General features: G+C 72.0%; 15 protein-coding genes. 8 read left to right on the top strand and 7 right to left on the bottom strand.

The genetic code is table 11. From position 1 onward, the window contains the following. Window positions 1–7 precede the first annotated feature (7 nt). From ACIA77_RS11500 to ACIA77_RS11525, 6 genes are read left to right on the top strand one after another with little or no spacing between them, the layout of a single operon-like run. Complete coding sequence (locus ACIA77_RS11500; RefSeq protein ID WP_395885747.1) at window positions 8–967, top strand: ABC transporter permease; 960 nt, start codon at window positions 8–10, stop codon at window positions 965–967. Beyond that, window positions 967–2940 carry a dipeptide/oligopeptide/nickel ABC transporter permease/ATP-binding protein gene (locus tag ACIA77_RS11505; RefSeq protein ID WP_395885748.1) on the top strand — a complete coding sequence of 658 codons (1974 nt, stop codon included), beginning with the start codon at window positions 967–969 and terminating at the stop codon, window positions 2938–2940. Before ACIA77_RS11500 ends, ACIA77_RS11505 begins: the two co-directional genes overlap by 1 nt. Continuing rightward, window positions 2937–3902: an oligopeptide/dipeptide ABC transporter ATP-binding protein gene (locus ACIA77_RS11510; RefSeq protein ID WP_395885749.1), complete on the top strand. Its 966-nt coding sequence runs from the start codon at window positions 2937–2939 to the stop codon at window positions 3900–3902. Before ACIA77_RS11505 ends, ACIA77_RS11510 begins: the two co-directional genes overlap by 4 nt. Further along, on the top strand, window positions 3899–4828 hold the full coding sequence (locus ACIA77_RS11515; RefSeq protein WP_395885750.1) for a dihydrodipicolinate synthase family protein: 930 nt from the start codon (window positions 3899–3901) through the stop codon (window positions 4826–4828). The genes ACIA77_RS11510 and ACIA77_RS11515 overlap by 4 nt, the downstream gene beginning before the upstream one ends. After that, window positions 4829–6850 carry a beta-galactosidase gene (locus ACIA77_RS11520; protein WP_395885751.1) on the top strand — a complete coding sequence of 674 codons (2022 nt, stop codon included), beginning with the start codon at window positions 4829–4831 and terminating at the stop codon, window positions 6848–6850. Beyond that, window positions 6847–8706, top strand: a complete 1860-nt coding sequence (locus ACIA77_RS11525; RefSeq protein WP_395885752.1) for an exo-alpha-sialidase — start codon at window positions 6847–6849, stop codon at window positions 8704–8706. Before ACIA77_RS11520 ends, ACIA77_RS11525 begins: the two co-directional genes overlap by 4 nt. A 34-nt stretch (window positions 8707–8740) precedes the next feature. Here the strand turns inward: ACIA77_RS11525 and ACIA77_RS11530 are convergent, their stop codons facing one another. Together ACIA77_RS11530 and ACIA77_RS11535 are read right to left on the bottom strand one after the other, a co-directional pair. Then, window positions 8741–9478, bottom strand: a complete 738-nt coding sequence (locus ACIA77_RS11530; RefSeq protein WP_395885753.1) for a sulfite exporter TauE/SafE family protein — start codon at window positions 9476–9478, stop codon at window positions 8741–8743. An 805-nt stretch (window positions 9479–10283) separates the two neighbouring features. Continuing rightward, the gene (locus ACIA77_RS11535) at window positions 10284–11018 is read right to left on the bottom strand and encodes a GntR family transcriptional regulator (protein ID WP_395885754.1); all 735 of its coding nucleotides are present in this window, start codon (window positions 11016–11018) and stop codon (window positions 10284–10286) included. A 194-nt stretch (window positions 11019–11212) separates the two neighbouring features. Here ACIA77_RS11535 and ACIA77_RS11540 point away from each other — a divergent pair, with 194 nt between their 5' ends. Continuing rightward, the gene (locus ACIA77_RS11540) at window positions 11213–12034 is read left to right on the top strand and encodes a class I SAM-dependent methyltransferase (protein WP_395885755.1); all 822 of its coding nucleotides are present in this window, start codon (window positions 11213–11215) and stop codon (window positions 12032–12034) included. 20 nt (window positions 12035–12054) lie between these two features. On the opposite strand, the gene ACIA77_RS11545 is transcribed toward ACIA77_RS11540, so the two are convergent. The 5 genes from ACIA77_RS11545 to ACIA77_RS11565 form a co-directional block, all read right to left on the bottom strand. Further along, window positions 12055–12840: an SGNH/GDSL hydrolase family protein gene (locus tag ACIA77_RS11545; protein ID WP_395885756.1), complete on the bottom strand. Its 786-nt coding sequence runs from the start codon at window positions 12838–12840 to the stop codon at window positions 12055–12057. 353 nt (window positions 12841–13193) lie between these two features. Next, window positions 13194–14411 carry a glucose-1-phosphate adenylyltransferase gene (glgC, locus tag ACIA77_RS11550; protein WP_395885757.1) on the bottom strand — a complete coding sequence of 406 codons (1218 nt, stop codon included), beginning with the start codon at window positions 14409–14411 and terminating at the stop codon, window positions 13194–13196. Further along, window positions 14408–15565, bottom strand: coding sequence for a glycogen synthase (gene glgA / locus ACIA77_RS11555; protein WP_395885758.1), 1158 nt, complete (start codon window positions 15563–15565; stop codon window positions 14408–14410). The genes glgC and glgA overlap by 4 nt, the downstream gene beginning before the upstream one ends. A 70-nt stretch (window positions 15566–15635) precedes the next feature. Beyond that, on the bottom strand, window positions 15636–16271 hold the full coding sequence (locus ACIA77_RS11560; RefSeq protein ID WP_395885759.1) for a hypothetical protein: 636 nt from the start codon (window positions 16269–16271) through the stop codon (window positions 15636–15638). A gap of 61 nt (window positions 16272–16332) precedes the next feature. Next, a complete protein-coding gene (locus tag ACIA77_RS11565) occupies window positions 16333–17112 on the bottom strand; it encodes a putative protein N(5)-glutamine methyltransferase (RefSeq protein ID WP_395885760.1) in 780 nt (259 codons plus the stop codon). Window positions 17113–17218: 106 nt separating this feature from the next. On the opposite strand from ACIA77_RS11565, the gene ACIA77_RS11570 reads away from it, so the two are divergent. Further along, a complete protein-coding gene (locus tag ACIA77_RS11570; protein WP_395885761.1) occupies window positions 17219–18061 on the top strand; it encodes a sigma-70 family RNA polymerase sigma factor in 843 nt (280 codons plus the stop codon). Window positions 18062–18184 lie beyond the last annotated feature (123 nt).

Genomic DNA, 18184 nt, shown 5'->3' on the forward strand with positions numbered 1-18184 from the left:
ACCGCCCGTGATCGTCGTCGTGCGGATGCTGGCCTCCCGCATCCTCGCCCTGATCCCCCTGCTGCTCGGCGTGATCCTGTTCGTGTTCATCGTCATGCAGTTCTCCCCCGTCGACCCGGCACTGGCCGCGTTCAACGGGGCGAACGCCACCGAGGCGCAGCTGCAGCAGTTCCGCGAGGCCAACGGACTGCTCGACCCGCTGCCCCTGCAGTACGTGCACTTCGTGTGGCACCTGCTGCAAGGTGACTTCGGCACGAGCGTGATCACCAAGGAACCGGTCGGCCAGACCATCGCGACCGCGCTCCCGCTCACCGTGCAGCTCACGCTGCTCGGGCTGGTGCTCGCGCTCGTGCTGTCGATCGTGCTCGGCGTGACGTCGGCGCTGTTCCGCGGCCGCTGGCCCGACCACGCGATCCGGGTGGTCACGCTGGCGGGCGTCGCGGCGCCGGCGTTCTGGATCGCGCTGCTGCTGGTGCAGTGGCTCGCCGTGGGCAAGGGCCTGTTCCCCACCAGTGGTTACGTGAGCCCGGCCGACTCGTTCTCGGGCTGGCTCAACTCAATGACGCTGCCGGCGATCTCGCTGTCCCTGCCGGTGGCCGCGCAGCTGACGCGCGTGATCCGCACGTCGATGGTGGAGGAGCTGGACAAGGACTACGTGCGCACCGCCCGCGGCGGCGGCCTGCCGCCCGTGGTCGTGGTGGGCCGCAACGTGCTGCGCAACGCGCTGGTCAACCCGCTCACCGTGCTCGGCCTGCGCGTCGGCTACCTGCTCGGCGGCGCCGTGGTCATCGAGACGATGTTCGCGCTGCCCGGCATGGGCCAGAACATGATCCAGGCCGTGCAGGACGGCGACACGGCGAAGGTCCAGGGGTTCGTGATCACGATCGCCGTGGGCTTCGTGCTCGTGAACCTCATCGTCGACGTGCTCTACCTCATCGCCAACCCCCGACTGCGGAGCCACTCCTGATGCGCCCCGTCCTGCACCCGAACCTCACCGCCCGGCTCTCGCGGCCGGGCGTGCGGTTCCGCAAACTCCCCCCGACGTCGTGGCTCGCCCTCGGCCTGCTCGTGGTGCTCGCGCTCGTCGCGATCTTCGGCACGCTGCTGGCCACGCACAACCCCGACGCGCTCAGCACCGACGCCGGCGGTCCGAGCGCCGAGCACTGGTTCGGCACCGACCAGTCGGGCCGCGACATCTTTTCGCGCCTCGTGGCCGGCACGCGCTGGTCGCTCGCGATCGGCCTCGGCGCCACCGTGCTGGCGTTGCTCGCCGGCCTGGTGATCGGCTCGTTCGCCGCCACGTCCGGACGCCGCACCGACGCGGTGGTCATGCGCGTGATGGACGTGATCATGGCGTTCCCCGGTATCGCGCTCGCCGCGGTGCTGGTGGCGGTGTTCGGCCGCGGCATCCTCGTGCTGATCCTCGCGATCGGGTTCCTCAACATGGCCCCGGTCGCCCGCGTGGTGCGCGCGAACGTGCTGGCCCAGTACGGCGAGGACTACGTGGACGCCGAGCGGGTGATCGGCGCGAAGCGGCTGTTCATCCTGGCCCGGCACGTCGCGGTCAACTGCGCGGCGCCGATCCTCGTGTACTGCACGGTGACGGTGGCCGACGCGATCGTGTTCGAGGCGTCGCTGTCGTTCATCGGCGCGGGTATCCAGCCGCCGAACCCGTCGTGGGGCTCGGTGCTCTCGGACGGCAAGGACCTCGTGCTCACCGGCGGCTGGTGGGCGACGCTGTTCCCCGGCTTGCTGATCCTGATCACGGTGCTGGCGCTCAACATCCTGTCCGAAGGCATCTCCGACTCGTGGGCCGCGCCTTCGGCCCGCAACGCGAAGGCGGGTGAGGTCGCCAAGAAGATCGAGGCGGAGAAGGCGTCGGAGAACACCGCGGCCGCCCTGCCGATCGAGGGCCTGCTCGAAGCCGGCGAACGCTTGGCCGCCAAGGCGCGCGATCTGTCGGACCGGCGGCCGGTGCTGGAGGTGAAGGACCTCGCGGTCAGCTTCCCCGACCGGCACAACGGCGTGAACGTGGTCGACGGCGTGTCGTTCACCGTGCGTTCGGGCGAAGTGCTGGGCCTGATCGGCGAATCGGGCTGCGGCAAGTCGCTCACCGCGCTGTCGGTCATGGGCCTGCAGCCGGGCGCCGCGCGGCTGTCGGGCGAGATCCTGTTCGAGGGTGCGGACCTGCTCACCATGAAGGCGGGCACGCGCCGGCGCCACCTCGGCCACGACCTCTCGATGGTCTACCAGGACGCGCTCAGCTCCCTGAACCCGGCGATGACGATCCGCGCGCAGCTCAAGCAGTTCACCCGCCGCGGCGGCACGCGCACGCCGGAGGAGCTGCTGGAACTGGTGAACCTCGATGCGGGCCGGACGCTGCGCTCCTACCCGCACGAGCTGTCCGGCGGGCAGCGCCAGCGCGTGCTCATCGCGATGGCTCTTTCCCGCAGCCCCAAGCTGATCGTGGCCGACGAGCCCACCACGGCGCTCGACGTGACCGTGCAGGCCCAGGTCATCAAGCTGCTGCTGCGGCTGCAGGAGGAACTCGGCTTCGCGCTGATCCTGGTGTCGCACGACCTCGCGCTGGTCTCCGACGTCGCCGACCGCGTGGTCGTGATGTACGGCGGGCAGGTGGCCGAGACGGGCACGACGGCCGAGGTCGTCGGCTCGCCGCGGCACCACTACACGCGCGGCCTGCTGTCGGCCGTGCTGTCGCTGGAGGAGCACGAAGCCACGCTCACCCAGATCAAGGGGGTCGTGCCGGCGCCGGCCGACTTCCCGCCGGGCTGCCGGTTCGCCGACCGCTGTCCCGCCGCGCGCGGGCACTGCTTCGAGGTGGCGCCCGAACCAGAGCCGGCCGGAGCGGGGCACCTGGTCGCGTGCCACTACCCCGCCGAACGCACGACCCCGGCTGTCGTGGAAGGAGCGCAGGTATGACCCTCGTCGAAGTCGACGGTGTGCACGTGGTGCACCGCGTCCGCGCGGCGAGCCTGTTCGGCCGCGACCACGTCTACGCGCTCACCGACGCGAACCTGAAGATCGCCGCCGGTGAGACGGTGGGCGTGGTCGGCGAGTCCGGCTGCGGCAAGTCCACGCTCGCCAAGGTCCTCGTCGGGCTGCAGCAGCCGACGCGGGGCGCCGTGCGCTACGACGGCAAACCGCTCGCGGGGCTGCGTCCGGCCGAGCTGGGCCGGCAGGTCGGGATGGTCTTCCAGGACCCGGCCACGGCGCTCAACCGCCGCCTGCCGGTGGCGAAGATCCTGCGCGACCCGCTCGACGTGCACCACGCCGGCACCCCCGCCGAACGCGCCGAGCGGGTGAAGGAACTCATGGGTCTCGTCGGCCTGCCCGGCAGTGTCGCCGACGCGCTGCCCGCGCAGCTTTCGGGCGGGCAACGCCAGCGCGTCGCCATCGCTCGGGCGCTGGCCCTGCGGCCCGCGCTGCTCGTGGCCGACGAGCCGACGTCCGCGCTCGACGTGTCGGTGCGGGCGCAGATCCTCAACCTGCTCATCGACCTGCGCGAGGAACTCGGGCTCGCCATGGTTTTCGTGTCGCACGACATCCAGACCGTGCGGCGCATGAGCGTCCGCATCGTGACGATGTACCTCGGGCGGATCGTCGAAGAAGCCGCCGCGGAGGATCTGCCTGGTGATGCCCGGCACCCGTACACGCGGGCGCTGTTCTCGGCGACGCCGAGCCTGCTGCACCCCGTCGAACCGATCGTCCTCAGTGGACCCGTGCCGTCGGCGACCGCGCCGCCCAGCGGCTGCGCGTTCCACACCCGGTGCCCGAAGGCCACGGCCGAGTGCGCGTCGGCGCTGCCGCCGCTCACCGAGTCCGCCGGGCACAGCTACCGCTGCATCCACCCAGAGATCACCACCGGAGTGAACGCCTCATGACCGCGCCGAAGTTCGCCGGCATCATCCCGCCGCTGTGCACCCCGTTCAACGACGACTTCACCGTGGACACCGAATCGCTGCGCCGCCACGTCGAGTTCCAGCTCGACGCCGGCGTGCACGGCATCTTCGTGCTCGGTTCCTCCAGCGAAGTCGCCTTCCTGCCCGACGCGCAGCGCCGCGTGACGATCGAGACGGCCGTGGACCAGGTCGCCGGCCGCGTGCCCGTGCTGGCCGGCTGCATCGACATGACGACCCTGCGCGTGGCCGAGCACGTGAAGGCCGCCGAAGCGGCGGGCGCCGACGCCATCGTGGTGACCGCGCCGTACTACACGCGCACGCACGTGGCCGAGATCGACCGCCACTTCCGGCTGCTGCACGAGAAGACGGCGTTGCCGATCTTCGCCTACGACATCCCGGTGGCGGTGCACACGAAGCTCGACCGCGAGCTCGTGCTGAACCTCGCCGCCGACGGCGTGATCGCCGGGCTCAAGGACTCCAGCGGCGACGAAGCCGGTTTCCGCTACGTGCTCAAGGAGCGGCGCGAACGCGGGCTCGACACGTTCGCCGTGTTCACGGGCTCGGAGCTGCTCGTGGATTCGGCGCTCGCACTGGGCGCCGATGGCGCCGTGCCCGGGCTGGGCAACGTCGATCCGGTCGGTTACGTGCTCATCTACGACCACGTCCGCTCCGGCAACCCGCACGCCGCGCGCCGCGAACAGGAGCGGCTGCTGTCGCTGTTCACGATCACCGACGTCGCGCCGCCGAGCCGGATGGGCCGCGGTTCGGCCGCGCTCGGCGCGTTCAAGGCGTCGATGAAGATGCGCGGATTCATCGACAACGCCGTGATGGCGCCGCCGCAACTGCCGCTCAACGGCGACGAACTGCTGCGGATCAAGGAAAAGCTGGCGGAAGCGGGGCTGCTCTAGATGGCTCGGGTCCACTTCGGCGGCGACTACAACCCCGAACACTGGTCGCCCGAGGTCTGGGACGAAGACCTCAAGCTCATGGCCGAGGCCTCGGTCTCGATGGTCACGGTGGGGATCTTCTCGTGGGCGCAGGTGGAACCGCGGCCCGGCGAGTACGACTTCGGCTGGTTCGACACCGTCATGGACAAGCTCGCGGCGGGCGGGGTCGACGCGTGCCTGGCCACGATGACGGCCTCACCACCACCGTGGCTCTCCCACCGCCACCCCGAAATCCTGCCCGTGCGCGCCGACGGCACACGCCTGTCGGCCGGGGCGCGCCAGCAGTTCTGCCCGTCGAGTCCGGTCTACCGCGAGCACGCCGCGCGGCTCGTCGAACAGGTCGCCACGCGCTACGCCGGGCACCCGGCGCTGAAGATGTGGCACCTCGGCAACGAGTTCGGCTGCCACATCCGCGCGTGTTACTGCGACGCGTCCGCGGTGGCGTTCCGCGACTGGCTGCGCGAGCGGTACCAGAGCGTCGAGGCGCTCAACGCCGCGTGGAGCACCACGTTCTGGTCGCAGCGCTACGACGACTGGGCCGAGATCGAGCCACCGCGCGTGGCGCCGACGTTCCCGAACCCGGCCCAGCAGCTGGACTACCACCGGTTCTCCTCCGACGCGTCGCTCGGCTGCTACCTCACCGAACGCGAAGTCCTGGCGCGGCTCACCCCGGACGTCCCCGTGACCACCAACTTCGTCGGCCTGGTCCAGAAAGCGCTCGACTGGCATTCCTGGACCCCGCACGAAGACGTGGTGAGCCTCGACTCCTACCCGGATCCCCACGACCCCCGCGGTCACGTCGAAGCCGCCTTCGCGTACGACCTCGTGCGGTCCACGAAGGACGGTCAGCCGTGGCTGCTGCTCGAGCAGGCCCCGAGCGCCGTCAACTGGCGCACGCGCAACGGCCCCAAGCCGCCGGGCGCCATGCGGCTCGGCAGCTGGCAGGCCGTGGCGCGCGGCGCCGACGCCGTGCTGTTCTTCCAGTGGCGCCAGACCGCGGGCGGCGCCGAGAAGTTCCACTCCGCGATGGTGCCGCACGGCGGGCGCGATTCGCGCACGTTCCGCGAGGTCGCCGACCTCGGCCGGGAGCTGGCCGCCGTGCCGCGGCTCGCGGGCAGCCGAGTGAAGGCCGACGTGGCGATCCTGCACGACTGGCACAGCTGGTGGGCCCTGGAGCTGGATTCACACCCCTCCGACGACCTGCGTCAGCTCGACGCGCACCTCGCCCATTACGCGCCGTTGTTCGACGCGAACGTGACGTGTGACGTCGTGCGCCCGACGCGGGAGCTGTCGGCCTACAAGCTCGTCGTCGTCCCGAACCTGTACCTGATGGACGCCGGGGTCGCGGAGAACCTGCGGTCCTACGTGGCCGGTGGCGGCCACCTCGTCGTGTCGTTCTTCTCCGGCATCGTCGACGAGAACGACCGCGCGTACCTCGGCGGGTACCCGGCGCCGTTGCGCGACGTGCTGGGCGTGAAGATCGACGAGTTCCGGCCACTGCCCGAAGGTGGCTCGATCGGCCTCGACCTCGCCGGTGCCGCCGCGACCGGCACGATCTGGTCGGAGTGGGTGGAGCCCGAGGGTGCGTCGGTCGTCGCGACGTTCGGCGCCGGTGAGCTCGCGGGGCTCCCGGCCGTCACGCGCAACTCCTTCGGCGACGGCGTCGCCTGGTACCTCGCCACCCGGCCCGACGCGGCGGCGATGCGCACCCTCGTCGACCGGATCACCGCGGAAGCCGGGGTCTCGCCCGTGCTGCCCGGCCTGCCCGCCGGCGTGCAGGCCGTGGTCCGCCACGGCGCCGGCGAGTCGTACCTGTTCCTGCTCAACCACGGCGAGGAAGCGGTCACCGTGCCGCTGCCCTCGCCCGCCGCAGACCTGCTCACCGATCCCGGCCGGCCGAGTGACGCCGTGCAGCTGGCGCCGCGCGGGGTGGCCGTCGTAGGCGGGGAGTTCCACTTAGGCGAAAGGGAAGAACGGGAATGAGACCGATCATCCGCTGGGCACTGGCGTTCGTGGTGCTGGTGTCCGGCGTGCTGGTCCCGGCCGGTGCCTCGGCGGCACCGGCTCCGGCCGGCCGGTTCGACCAGCAGGTGCTCTTCAACCCCCACCAGGAAACGGGCTACGCCTGCTTCCGCATCCCCGCCATCGTCCGCAGCACGCACGGCACCCTGCTGGCCTTCGCCGAAGGCCGGCGCGACAACTGCGGCGACACCGGCGACATCGACCTCGTGCTCAAGCGCTCCACCGACGGCGGGAACACGTGGTCCCCGCTGCAGGTCGTGAACCCGGGCGGCGGTGACACGCACGGTAATCCGGTGCCCATTGTGGACAGTCTGACCGGGCGCATCGTGCTGATCACCACGTACAACAAGGGCCGAGACGACGACAAGGCGTGCGACGTGCCGTGCCCGCGCACCCCGCACGCGCAGTACAGCGACGACGACGGCAAGACGTGGTCGGCACCGGTCGACATCAGCGCGCAGGCGAAGCTGCCCGACTGGGATTCGTGGTACGCCTCGGGTCCCGTGCACGGCATCCAGCTCACGCAGGGCCGCCACGCGGGCCGGCTGGTGTTCGGGGTCAACGCGGAACGCAGTGACGGCACCAATTCCGTCGAAAACTACGCGGCACTGATCTACAGCGACGACCACGGCCGCAGCTGGCACGTCGGCGCCGTGGACAGCTACCCGCACCCGGTCGGCGGCACGTATGCGCAAAAGCCTTCGGAGGTCAGCGTCCTCGAACTGCCGGACGGCACGATCTACGCCGGCGGCCGGGAACAGGGCGGTACGGACGTCGGCAACCGCGACTACGCGTTGAGCCGCGACGGTGGTCAGACGTTCAGCAAGCGCTTCACCACCATCCCGGACCTCGTCACGCCGATGGTGCAGGGATCGCTGCTGCGGCTGCAGCGGCCGGGCGGTGACCGGATCCTGTTCGCGTCGCCGTCCGACACCGACCGCCGCCGCTGGATGATGATCCGCTCGTCCTACGACAACGGCCGCACCTGGGAGGACGCGGAGCAGGGCACGCGGATCACGAACGACTGGTCCGGCTACTCCGACCTCGTGCAGCTGAGCGGACCGCAGCAGCGCGACGCGGACATCGGCCTGATGTACGAGGGCGGCGCGGTCGACGCGCGCGACGAGATCCGGTTCGCCCGCTTCGACGAGAACTACCTGGGGTGGCGGCGATCCGCGGGCCCGGTGACCCCGGACGTCGCGCGGCCGGGCGGTGGCGCCTACGTGCTCGGCGGCGCGGCCGTGACGCCGGGGGTGTCGGGCGGGGCGCTGACGCTCGACGGCGTGGACGACTTCGTGCGCGTGCCGTACTCGCCGGCGCAGCTGCCGGGCTCCGGTGACTTCACGTTCACGACCTGGTTCAGCTACGGCGAATCGAAGGATCCGCAAGCGCTGCTGTGGCTGGGCGGGATGAACTCCGCGCCGCAGGTGTGGCTGCGCGGGGAACCGGCGTCGCACCGGCTGATCGCCATGATGACCACGGCGGCGGGCAGCAAGTCCGTGACCACCACGCAGGCCTACGACGACCAGCAGTGGCACCGCCTCGCACTCGAACGCACCGGTGGTCAGCTGAAGATCTGGGTCGACGGCGTGCTCGCCGCGTCCGGGCCGGACTCACCCGGGTCGGTCAGCCAGACCGTCGCGTTCCAGCTGCAGCTGGGTGAGCGCCTCGACGGTGCGAACCACTTCAAGGGCTCCCTCGACGACGTCCGGCTCTACCGCCGGGCGCTGTCGGAACCCGAACTGGACGCGATCGGCCAGGGCCGGTCCGTGTGGCCGGGCCCGGTGGTGCAGCTGCCGTTCGACCGGGTGCGCTGAGCCCCTGCGGGGCTGGAGCCGTGAGCAGGCGGCTTCAGCCACGCAGGACCAAGTACGGCGCGACGGCCAGCAGCGCCACCACGAGCACGATCCGCAGCTTTTTCGTCGGCAGGGCCCGCGCGATCTTCCAGCCCAGCACGACCCCGGCGAGCTCCGGCACCCCGATCACGGCGGCGAGGTGCCAGTCGATCGTGCCGTGCACCAGGTACCCCAGCGACCCGACGCCGGCGATGACCACCGACTGGACCTGCGCCGCCGCCAGCGCTTCCAGCATCTCCGCCCCGACGACCACCAACAGCGGCACCGCCAGCATCGGCCCGCCGACACCGACGAGCCCCGCCGCCACCGCCACCCCGAAGCCCAGTGCCAGGATCGTCCCCACCGGCGGTTCGTCCCGCACGACCGGTTTCCGCCACACCACCAGTGCCGCCACGACCGCCGCGAACACCCCGAGCACCACGCCGAACCACCGCGCGGACACCAGCGAGTTCAGCACCACACCCGCCGGCGTGCCGACGGCCGCCGCACCCGCGAGCAACAGCGCGACCCGCCGCGTGTGCGCCTCCCGCAACTGTCCGGAGTGGACATAAGCGGCACTCCCGGCCACCCCCGTCGCCACGTGCGTGACGATCGCCGTCCCCGCCACCTGCGCCGGCCCCAGCGGCGTCAGCAGGAACAACGCGATCGTCGGCAACACCCCACCCGGCCCGATCGCCGTGATGCCGATCCCCCCGACCAGCCCGAACAGGGCGAGCAACACGTCAGTGCTCACAGGAACCTCCCACCCGCACGGCACCGAGCCCCACCACCGGCCGACGCCCTGCACCCCGCGAACCGGGCCGCACTGCCGCACCCGTCAGCACACCGGCAGGCGAACGCTCCACACCAACCCGCACAAGCGCACCCGCCATCACGCCGGCCCTCGGTGCGGCGTCGCGGGGAGGGTGCGGCGGTCGGCGCACACGCGCGACGACTCGGGTCCGGACAGGCAGCCGGCGCCGCAACCCACGAGGCAGCCCGGGGCGAACACCGCCCGCCGACAAGCGCTCCACACCAACCCGCACACGCAAACCCGCCATCACGCCGGCTCGCGGTGCAGCGTCGCGCGGAGGGTGCGGCGGTCGGCGCACACGCGCGACGACTCGGGTCCGGACAGGCAGCCGGCACCACAACCGGCGAGGCGGCCCGAACTGAACACGGCCGGCCGGAGCTCCACACCACGCCGCACAAGCAACGTCGCCACCACGCCGGCCCGCGGCAAAGAATCGCGCGGATGGTGCAGCGGTCGGCGCACACGCGCGGCAAGTCGACACCGGACAGGCCGCCGGCACCGCAACCCACGCGGCAGCCCGAGGCGAACACGGCCCGCCGGCGAACGTTCCACACCACGCCGCACAAGCAACCTCGCCACCACGCCGGCCCGCGGCAAAGAATCGCGCGGATGGTGCAGCGGTCGGCGCACACGCGCGGCAACTCGGCACCGGACAGGCCGCCGGCACCGCAACCACGAGGCAGCCCGAGGCGAACACCGCCCGCCGACAAGCGCTCCACACCAACCCTCACAAGCGAACCCGCCATCACGCCGGCCCGCGGTGCAGCGTCGCGCGGAGGGTGAGGCGGTCGGCGCGCACGTGGAGGGATTCGGCGTCCACGGGGCGGCCGTCGGCGAAGCGGGTGAGGCGGTCGAGGGCGAAGACGGCCGTGCCGGGTGGGATGTCCAGCAGCGCGGCGGTGTCCGGACCGGCGGAGACGGCGTGGACGACCACGTCCGCGCGGCCGAGCCGGCGGCCGCTGGTTTCCTCGATCAGCGCGAACAGGTCGCGGCCGGCGAGGTCGTGGCCGAGCAGCGGGACCCCGATGTCGGCCGTGAGGTAGGTGGTGTCGAGCGACAGCGGGCGGCCGTCGAGGCGGCGCAGGCGTTCCAGGTGCACCACGGGTTCGCCCGGGGCCAGCGCGAGGCGCTCGGCGATCGCGGGTGGCGGGGTGAGGACGCGGGCCGCGCGGACTTCGTTGACGATTTCGCCGTGGCCGTCGAGGGCTTCCGCGAGCCCGGCGAGGCGGTCGAGGCCGTGGCCGTACTTCGGTTGCACCACGAGGGTTCCGACGCCCTGGCGCCGCTCGACCAAACCTTCGGCGCGCAGCAGCGCGAGTGCTTCGCGCACGGCGTTGCGCGTCGCGCCGAGTTGGGTGCCGAGGGTGCGTTCGTCCGGCAGCGGCCCGCCGTCGAAGGTGCCGGCCGTGATGCGCTGGCGCAGGACGTCGGCGATCTGGCGCGCGCGTTCGGCGCGCGGGCGGCGATCCGGTGCTTCCACGGGCGCGACGCTACCCCCTCACGCATTACGCCGGGGTTACGCCACCAGCGTTGACCTGCGCAAACGCCGTGACCAGCGAGCACCGCGGCCCGCGCAAGGCTTCCGCCACCGGAACCGGATCGCAACCGCGGCGGGCTTCCGAAAAAATCCTTTTTGTGCTATACTTCCACAATTCCGGGGTACCGTTCCGGCCCGTGACCGAACCCAGTTTCACCGCCCTCACCGCGGCTGCCGCGCGCGCCGCGCACCTCGTCGTCGACGCCGACCCGAAGATCTTCACCGACGACCTCGCCGCTCCCCTGCTCGGGGGGCGGGCCGGCGAACTCCTCGCCTACCACCGCGAGCACGGCGACCAGCCAGTGCTGGCCGGCGCCCGGACCCAGGTCCTCGTGCGCAGCCGGTACACCGAGGCGCAACTCGGCGGCCTCACCCAGTACGTGCTGCTCGGCGCCGGCCTCGACACCTACGCCTACCGCGCCCGCGGCGCGGACGTCCGGGTGTTCGAAGTGGACCGTCCGGAAACGCAGGCGTGGAAACGCGCACAGCTGGCCCGCAACGGGATCCCGGCACCGGCGTCGGTCGCCTACGTCCCGCTGGACCTCGAGTCCGGCGACCTGGTCGCGGCCCTCATCGGGCAGGGCTTCGACGTTTCCCGCCCGGCACTCGTGGGCTGGCTCGGCGTCACGATGTACCTCACGCGCCCCGCTATCGCCCGGACACTGGCGGTCCTCGGCGGTTTCGCGCCCGGCTCGCAGCTCGTCGCCGACTACTTCCTGCTCCCGCAGCTGCGCGACGAGGCCGGCGCGTCCTACGCCGGCCTCGTCGCCCCGGTCGCCGCGCAACGCGGCGAACCCTGGCTCAGCTGCTTCTCCCCCGAATCACTGACGGACCTGCTGCGGGACAACGGTTTCGGCCCCGTCCGGCACGTCCGCCAGCACGACCACGACGTCTGGCCACGCACCGACGCCCTGCGCCCGGCCGGGCTGTCGGTGCTGGCCCACGCGACGGTCGCCTGACCGTCGCGTGACCCCCGGCGTCACTGGCAGATGCTGCCCAGGCTCGCGGTCCAGCCCCACCACATGCCGTACTCGGCGAGGTTGCCGGCGTCGTTGAGGTGGATGTTGTCCGACGTCCACGGGCTCGGGTTCGGCAGGTTCGCCGCCCCGGCCGGCGGGATGTACTGGCGGAGATCCACCAACGCCGTTCCCTTCGCGACCGCGGTTTGGTAGATCACGGACGCGTACTGGTCCCACGTGTACTTCTGCGTGGTGCCGCCGTACGGGTTCGGCGTCCACTTGAGCTGTGCGTAAATGGACATCAGGATGTCGACGCCGGGCCGGGCGGCGCGGATGCCGTCGATGACGTTGTTCAGGTCGGTCTGGAACTTCGCCGGGTCGTTCTGGGCCCACAGGTCGTTGCCACCGAGGTCGACGAGCACCAGGTCGGGCTGTTTGGCGGTCATGTCGGCGATCGCGCCGGTCGTGCCCGCCCAGCGCCCGCCCGGCAGGTAGTCGGCCGCGAGGGCACCGTTGTGCGAGTAGTTCTCCACGTTCGTCCCCCACTGGGCGTGCACGTCGTTGGCCAGCTTGGTGGTCCAGCCGTACGTGGTGGGGAAGTAGGTGTCCGTGGTGGACCCGTAGCCGGTGGTGCCGTAGCCGGTGTCGGCCGAAGTGCCGACGATCGCGATGTTGTTCTTGGCCGTGCACCACGTGCTCTCCTGGCCGGCGTCCGAGGTGGACGCCGTGGACACCGCGGACACCCCGAGGCCGAGCCCCACGAGGGACAGCAACGCGGTGATTCTGGTGATCGTGGCTCTGCGCATCGTCGGGGACCTTTCGGGGAACGGGGAGCGTCTGCGCCTGAATCGCTCCACACCGGACAGTTGTTACCCCACCGGATGAGGCCTGGTAACGAAAGGTGAGTTTTCGGGCAGCCGGTCTGCCCGCGCACCGCCCGGCCGGCGGGCGGCCGGCCGCCGAGGCGCCCCGCACCGCCACCCACCACGGCCGGTGAGCTGCCGTTTCCGGCCCACACACCCGCCGCGGACCGCTGCGCCGCCCCGCCGACGTGACGCCGGACACACTCGCCCCGGCACTCGCGACGTCGGGTAAGAGGTTTCCTCGCCGCACCACCAGTTCGCCAAGAACCGCCCGCCCGAGCCGCCCGCGACGGCGGTCAGATGGCGCACTCCCCCTTGCCCAGCACCACGATCCCGCCCGGGCTCACGTGGTAGTGCTCCCGGTCGCGGGTGAGGTCGACCCCGATGTGGGCACCCGGGGGCACCACGACGTTCTTGTCGAGGATCGCCCGGCGCACCACGGCCCCGCGGCCCACGCGAACGCCGTCGAGCAGCACGGAACCCTGCACGACCGCACCGTTCTCGACCACGACGTCGGGCGAGAGCACCGAATCGACGACCTGGGCGCCCGAGATGATGCAGCCGTTGCTGATGATCGACTGCGTGGCGCTGCCGCCCTCCACGAACTTCGCCGCGGCGCGCTGGCCGGGGTGCGCGAGGATCGGCCACTTGCGGTTGTAGAGGTTGAAGATCGGGTACGTCGAGATCAGGTCGGTGTGCGCTTCGTAGTAGCTGTCGATGGTCCCGACGTCGCGCCAGTAGCCGTGGTCGCGCTCGCTCTCGCCGGGGACGAGGTTGCCGCTGAAGTCGTACACGGCGGCCTCGCCCGTCTCGACGAGCGCGGGGATGATGTCGCGGCCCATGTCGTGTTTGGACCCGACGTTCTTCGAGTCGGCGTGCAGCGCGTCGAGCATCGTCTGCGTGGTGAACACGTAGTTGCCCATCGACACGTACGCCTCGTCGGGCGAATCGGGCAGCCCCGGCGGGTCCGCCGGCTTCTCCAGGAACGCGTCGATCCTCGTACCGTCGCCGGTCTGGATCACGCCGAACGCACTGGCGTCGGCCCGTGGCACGCGGATCCCGGCGACGGTGACACCCGCGCCCGACGCGATGTGCGCGTCGATCATCTGGCGCGGGTCCATGCGGTAGATGTTGTCCGCGCCGAACACCGCGATGTACGCGGGCGACTCGTCGTACACGAGGTTGAGGCTCTGGTGGATCGCGTCGGCGCTGCCCTGGAACCAGCGCGGGCCGAGGCGCTGCTGCGCGGGCACCGGCGTCACGTACTCGCCGGTGAGCGACGAGAGCCGCCACGTCGTGGAGATGTGGCGGTCGAGCGAGTGCGACTTGTACTGCGTGAGCACGCAGATGCGCCGGATGCCGCCGTGCACGAGGTTCGAGAGCACGAAGTCGACGAGGCGGTGCACCCCGCCGAAGGGCACCGCGGGTTTCGCCCGGTCGGTCGTGAGCGGCATCAGGCGCTTGCCCTCGCCACCAGCCAGCACGATCCCCAGCACGTCGGATCCGTCGATCACGAAACCCTCCCGCACGCCTCGTAGATCGCGACCGTCCTCGCGGCGATCGCCGACCAGCCGAACTCTCCCACGGCCCGCTCGCGCCCGGCCAGCCCCATCGCGGCGGCCCGTTCGCGATCGCCGACCAGTTCGTCGATCCGCCGCGCGAGCCCCGCTTCGAACGCCGCCGGATCGTGCTCGTCGTAGTGCACGAGCAGCCCCGTCGCCCCGTCGTCGACCACCTCGGGGATGCCGCCGACGTCGCTCGCGACCACCGCCGTGCCGCACGCCATCGCCTCGAGGTTCACGATGCCGAGCGGCTCGTACACCGACGGGCACACGAACACCGTCGCGTGCGTCAGCAGCTGCACGACCTCGGTGCGCGGCAGCATCTCCGGGATCCAGTGCACGCCCGTGCGCTTCTCCTGCAGTTCCGCCACGAGACCGCGGAACTCCGCGTCGAGCTCGGGGGTGTCGGCGCCGCCGGCGCACAGCACCAATTGCACGTCGTCCGCGAGCGAAGCACCGGCGCGCACGAGGTGCGGCACGCCTTTCTGCCGCGTGATGCGCCCGACGAACAGCGCGTACGGCCGGTCCGGATCGATGCCGTGCTTGGCCAGCACGTCGCGGCCCGGGTCCGGGCGGTAGAGCGTGGTGTCGATGCCGTTGTGCACCACGTGCACGCGCGCGGGGTCGACGGCCGGGTACGCGGTGAGCACGTCCTCGCGCATGCCCGCGCTCACGGCGATGATCGCGTCGGCCGCGTCGTAGGCGTCCTTCTCGATCCACGACGAGACGCGGTAGCCGCCGCCCAGTTGCTCGGCTTTCCACGGGCGCAGGGGTTCGAGCGAGTGCGCGGTGATGACGTGCGGGATGCCGTGCGCCAGCTTCGCGAGGTGCCCGCCGAGGTTCGCGTACCACGTGTGGCTGTGGGCGAGGTCGTGGCCTTCGAGCGCGTTCGCCATGGACACGGCGATGTCCATGGTGGCGAACGCGGTCTGGGCGTACCCGTGCGCGTCGCGGTGCCCGTGGGCGCCGTCGTCGCGATCGGGTCCCCAGCAGTGCACGTCCAGGTCGACCAGCGACCGCAGTTCGCGGGCGAGGAACTCGACGTGCACCCCCGCTCCGCCGTAGACGTCCGGCGGGTACTCCCGGGTGAGCAGGCCGACCTTCATGCCCCGACCCTAATCGGCTCGGCCTGCCCGGTGCAGTACGAGAAGGGGACGAATCCGTGTCGTGATCGACTCACGCGGATGTCCTCCCGCTGACCGGTTCGCGCGCCGGCGCGCGAAGCCCGTGGTGGGCGAGCTCGCGCTCGGCCAGCTCCGCGAGCACCTCCGGATCGCGATCGCGCCAGCCCGCCGTGACCGCGGCGGCCGAGGCCCGGCGCGGCAACGGCCGGGTGACCAGCGCGCGCAGCGCCAGGAGGTCCAGGCCTTCGGTCCCCTGGCGGCGCAACCGGTCCGCCGCCGTCGCGCCGCGCGTGAACCGCCAGCGCAGCGGCAGCCACGACACCAGCAGGAACACCACCGGCACCGCGATGACGAGCACCGCGAGCCACCACGCCAGATCTTCGACGGCCGTGATCTGCCAGTGCCCCGCGTCGACGAGGTCACCGCCGGCGGCCGAGCCGGAGTGCAGCGCGTCGGCGAGCGGGTGTCCGATCAGCGGGACGCCGGAGGCCTTGTCCGCGGCCGAATCGAACGTCGAGCGCAGCCCGGAACCCGCGTCGACGAGCCCGTCGCCCGGCGCGCGCAGCCGCTCGACCTCGGTGTGCACGTGCGCCGCGAGCCACCCCGCGAAGGCGAGCAGGCCGGCCGCGAACGCGTCGCTGAGCACCTGCGCGGTGCGGCGGACCGGCCGGTCGGCGTAGACCTTCATCGGGGCGCTCCCCTCTCGCGGTCCCGGTCGACTACCCGGCCCGTGCTCGCCCGAACCACGATTACTCCTTGTGCAGCAACGGCTTCCGCCCGACGACCACCGTCGCGCCCAGGTCCTCGGACTCCGCCACCCGCGCCTCGAGACCGGCGCGCGCCACCGCGGCCACGGCCGGCTCCGCCTGTCCTTCGCTGGTCTCGAAGAGCACGCGGCCGCCGGGCGCGAGCCACTCCGGCGCCTGCGCGACGACGCGGCGCAGCACGTCGAGCCCGTCGGCCCCGCCGTCCAGCGCCTCGCGCGGCTCGTACTCGCGCGCCTCCGGCGGCAGCAACGCCACCTCGCCGGTGGGGACGTACGGCACGTTCGAGATCAGCACGGCCACCCGCCCGCGCAACCGTTCCGGCACCGGTTCGAACAGGTCGCCCTCGTACACCTCACCCGGCACGTTCCGCCGCGCGCACCGCACCGCCACGGGATCGACGTCGGCCGCGTGCAGTTCCACACCGGCCACCTCGGCCGCGACCGTCGCCCCCAGCGCGCCCGATCCGCAGCACAGGTCCAGCACGACGTCGCCGGCCCGCGCGAACCCGGCGGCCAGGGTCACGAGCAGCTCCGTGCGGTGCCGCGGGACGAACACCCCGGGCTCCACCACGAACCGCCGGCCCGCGAACTCCGCCCAGCCCACGACGTACTCGAGCGGCTCGCCCGCCACGCGCCGCGCCACCATCGCCTCGAGGTCGGCCTCGGACCCGGCGGCCTCGATCAGCACCGCCGCTTCCTCTTCGGCGAACACGCACCCGGCCGCCCGCAACCGCGAGACGACCCGTTCACCGCGCGCGACCACGCACCCTCCCCGCACCCCGATCCGGACCCGCAACACTAGCCGCGGTCACATCCCGCGCCCCCGGACCGTCAGACAATCGACGCACCGCACCCCGGAGGACACCACCGTGAACGACCTCGCCGAGCAGTTCGAAGCCCACCGCACCCACCTCAGGGCCGTCGCCTACCGGATGCTCGGCTCGCTCGCCGAGGCCGACGACGCCGTGCAGGAGACGTGGTTGCGCCTCAGCCGCTCCGACACCACGGGGGTGGCCAACCTCGGCGGCTGGCTCACCACCGTCATCAGCCGCGTCTGCCTCGACTTCCTGCGCTCGCGCCAGTCCCGCCGGGAGGAACCGACCGGCGAAGACCTCCCGGAGGGTGCCACCACGGTCGACCCCGAAACCGAAGCCGTGATGGCGGACTCGGTCGGCCTGGCGCTGCTCGTCGTCCTCGACACGCTCTCCCCCGCCGAGCGGCTGTCGTTCGTGCTGCACGACATCTTCGGCCTCTCGTTCGACGAGGTCGCCCCGATCGTCGACCGCAATCCCGCGGCCGCTCGACAGCTGGCGAGCCGCGCCCGCCGCCGCGTCCGCGGAAACCCCGCCGGTTCGGAGACCGACCTGGCGCGCAAGCGCGAAGTCGTCGACGCGTTCCTCGCGGCTTCGCGCGGCGGGGACTTCGCCGCGCTCGTCGCCCTGCTCGACCCCGACGCGGTGCTGCGCGCCGACGGCGAGATCCCGACGCTCGTGCGCGGCGCCCGCAACATCGCCACCGGCGCCAGCCGCTTCGCCCGGCGCGCCGCGTACTCGCGCCCGGCGCTGGTCGGCGGCCGTCCGGGCATCATCGCGGCGCCGCGCGGCCGGCTGCAGGTCGCGATGGCGTTCACGATCGAACACGGCCGCATCACCGAGGTCGACATCATCACCGAGCCCGACCGGCTCGCGGACCTGGCCATCGGGGCGCTCTGACCGCGGTGGCTCATCGTGACGACCCGCCGGGGTCGCCTTCGCGCTGACCTGGCCGAAGGAGAGTCAGCGTTCTCCGGCGGGTGCGCGCTGCGTGACCGTCGACCGGGTAATCTGACTGGACGC

The organism is Amycolatopsis sp. NPDC051903, assembly GCF_044452505.1.
In the GTDB taxonomy this organism is placed as follows: Bacteria; Actinomycetota; Actinomycetes; order Mycobacteriales; family Pseudonocardiaceae; genus Amycolatopsis.

Bases quoted from the DNA above. Each gene is read 5' to 3' on its own strand.
- ACIA77_RS11520 (WP_395885751.1), top strand. From the start codon at position 4,829: ATGGCTCGGGTCCACTTCGGCGGCGACTACAACCCCGAACACTGGTCG.
- ACIA77_RS11515 (WP_395885750.1), top strand. From the start codon at position 3,899: ATGACCGCGCCGAAGTTCGCCGGCATCATCCCGCCGCTGTGCACCCCG.
- ACIA77_RS11560 (WP_395885759.1), bottom strand. From the start codon at position 16,271: ATGAAGGTCTACGCCGACCGGCCGGTCCGCCGCACCGCGCAGGTGCTC.
- ACIA77_RS11510 (WP_395885749.1), top strand. From the start codon at position 2,937: ATGACCCTCGTCGAAGTCGACGGTGTGCACGTGGTGCACCGCGTCCGC.
- ACIA77_RS11545 (WP_395885756.1), bottom strand. From the start codon at position 12,840: ATGCGCAGAGCCACGATCACCAGAATCACCGCGTTGCTGTCCCTCGTG.
- ACIA77_RS11505 (WP_395885748.1), top strand. From the start codon at position 967: ATGCGCCCCGTCCTGCACCCGAACCTCACCGCCCGGCTCTCGCGGCCG.
- ACIA77_RS11525 (WP_395885752.1), top strand. From the start codon at position 6,847: ATGAGACCGATCATCCGCTGGGCACTGGCGTTCGTGGTGCTGGTGTCC.
- glgA (WP_395885758.1), bottom strand. From the start codon at position 15,565: ATGAAGGTCGGCCTGCTCACCCGGGAGTACCCGCCGGACGTCTACGGC.